The organism is Thermincola ferriacetica, assembly GCF_001263415.1.
Classification (GTDB): Bacteria; Bacillota; Thermincolia; order Thermincolales; family Thermincolaceae; genus Thermincola; species Thermincola ferriacetica.
In genome coordinates, this window is the sequence record NZ_LGTE01000050.1 from 1 (window position 1) to 2,621 (window position 2,621).

Annotated in this window: 2 protein-coding genes; both read left to right on the forward strand. The window is 36.6% G+C overall.

All coding sequences use genetic code 11. From position 1 onward, the window contains the following. The first annotated feature begins 281 nt into the window (after window positions 1-281). Window positions 282-1,181 (forward strand): hypothetical protein, encoded by a 900-nt coding sequence (locus Tfer_RS15555; protein ID WP_052219186.1) that lies wholly within the window; start codon window positions 282-284, stop codon window positions 1,179-1,181. A 441-nt stretch (window positions 1,182-1,622) separates the two neighbouring features. Then, on the forward strand, window positions 1,623-2,468 hold the full coding sequence (locus Tfer_RS15560) for a hypothetical protein (protein WP_052219187.1): 846 nt from the start codon (window positions 1,623-1,625) through the stop codon (window positions 2,466-2,468). Window positions 2,469-2,621: the final 153 nt, after the last annotated feature.

Below are 2,621 nucleotides of genomic sequence, written 5' to 3' on the forward strand. Positions count from 1 at the left end.
GCTTAAACATCGTGATAGTATTTTGAGGTGAAAAAACTGGCAAAATTATTTGCCTAAATTCATCCAAAAGTACTTGCCGTTTACACCTAACTTGCTTGGCCCTGGGTTATCATGCTTTTTGCCTACGTTATCCACAGATGCATACTTGATCTAATGGGTGTGGATAACGCAAAAAGCCCGCCAACCGGGCGGGCCTGCACAAGTTCGTGTAGCCGATGATACGTTAGGCGAAAAACCGTACCTTAATTTAGGGCCAAATTTAGTTGAAAGAAGGGTAGTATATGTTAGAAGACATATTTAGTAAAGTAAATGCATCTAAAACCAAAGAACAAGTTTCAAATTGGAGTGATTCGATAAACGCTTGTAATGATTGGCTTCGTAAAACTATAGAGTTGTCGCCAGAGAGAGACAACGCTCTAATTATTGGTGTAGGACAAGCAGATGATTTTTCATTACCGTTAATAGTAGATGAATTCAAGAATGTTTATCTGCTCGATATTGACTCGAAGGCTTTAGACGTCGCTTACTGTAAATTAGATATTTCACGTCGTCAAAAAGTAAAATTAGTGCCTTGTGATATCACCGGATTATCAGAAAGAATTGTTGAATTGTACAATATCATGAATGATGGAACGTCTCCAGATAAAATTAAACGGAAATTTGAACTTTTTAGAGATCAGCTACCAAAGAGGTTTAAACCAGTAAACTTTAATATCCCTGGATGTTCATGGATATTTTCGAATTGTATTACTACGCAATTCTTGTCGCCCGTTATTATGCAAATTAATCCTAATGACCAAGAACAATCTGAAATATATAAAATTGCTACGCATATATCTCATAGAATTCTAGCCCCATATTTGAGATTAATTGAAACAATGTTAAAAAGAAAAGGAATATTAGCCTACAGTACAGATGTATTTAAAATTGATAGTGACACTAAAAATATTATTGAAAGGACAAGTGGACTTAGTATTAAAAGCCTTGCTAAAAATCCATTACAAATCGTGAAATTAACAGAAAAATTAACAATATGCATAGCTGGATGGAATGCAGTAAAGGCGTGCAGTCAATATAAAATAGACAGATTACAAGTTAAAGGATTATTTGATTCTTGGCTTTGGAATTTTGATGATAAAAAGCAATACATAGTTTTAGCGTATGCGTTTGAAAAAAACTAAGGACTGGTACGGTTCATCGCCTAACAACGCTGGAAACGGCTGCGCTGCGCTCCGCCCAATTTCACCCGTCCTCGGCTGTCACGTTTTTTGCAATAACATGGCAAAAATCGCGCCACCAAGGGGGAGGGGCTAGGGCTACGACAACGACCCAACACGCCGCTCATTTGGTACCATTGGCCAGGCGGCACACTGGGAAAAGGCCGCCGCGTGCCTGGCCGATGGGCCGTTCCTACTCAACAAAGCAATAAAGCTGACACAAATGAGCGGCTCCGGTGAATGGCCGAATGACAGCCTTCTCCACGACAGTTTTGGTGTCACGATTTTTGCGGACCAGGTGCAAAAACCGCGCCAGCCTTGCGGTCGGGGCAAGTTCGTTTCCAGCACATGCGTTAGGTGAAATTGCTGCTCGGTATTCCTATTTTGAAAGAACGGTGGGTATAATTGAATGTCTTTAACAATAGAGAAATCGCAGCTATTATTTGGCTGTCTGTTGTATTGATTTACATGATTTTTAAAAAGGAAATCAGGGCCTCGCTTTTTGAAGTTATTAAATCATTCTGTCATCGGAAAATACTTATCCCGGTTATATTAATGATTTTGTACATTAGTGGAATTATTATTTTATTACATCAAATTGGATTTTGGAAGACCTCTCTTTTGAAGGATTCAATTATTTGGACCTGTCTGACCGGTTTCACTATGCTTATGAATTCGGGTTCGTCGAAAGAAAAGAACTTTTTTAGAAAGACGATTATTGATAACTTAAAAATTGTCATGATAATCGAATTTCTCGTTAATACATATACATTCTCTCTAATTGGAGAATTGATTTTCTTACCTTTTATTACTTTAATCGTAATGATGCAAACTGTAGCGAAGATGGATGAGAAGTATATAAAGGTTGAAAAGCTATTGGGTTGGGTTAAAAGTTATATAGGTATATTAATTTTGATCTTTGTTTTGAAAAATGTCTTTTCAAATTTCAGTAGTTGGGCTAGCTTAGATACTCTTAAACAGTTTTTTCTAGCGCCCATTCTGACCATTGCGTTTTTACCTTTCATTTATGTAGTTACCGTAATAGCTATCTATGAATTAATATTTATTAGATTAGAATTTGGGTCTAATAAAAGCAAGAAGTTAAAAAATTATGCGAAGCTAAAAATAATAAAATATTGTTTATTAAGTTTAAAGAGAGTCAAAGATTTTTTAACTCATCATTCCCATAACTTGACGAATATAGAAACTACAGAAGATGTCGATAAGGTAGTAAGATCTCTTAAGAGTTAAGCTGCCGCAGCAACATCGCCTAACAACGCTGGATACGGTATAATGAACCCATAAGGTGAGACACAAAATTTAAAAAGTAAGTTATAATGGAAACATGAAAAAGCGAAATCAATATTCAGCCGAATTTAAAAGCAAAGTCGTCCTGGAGGTGCT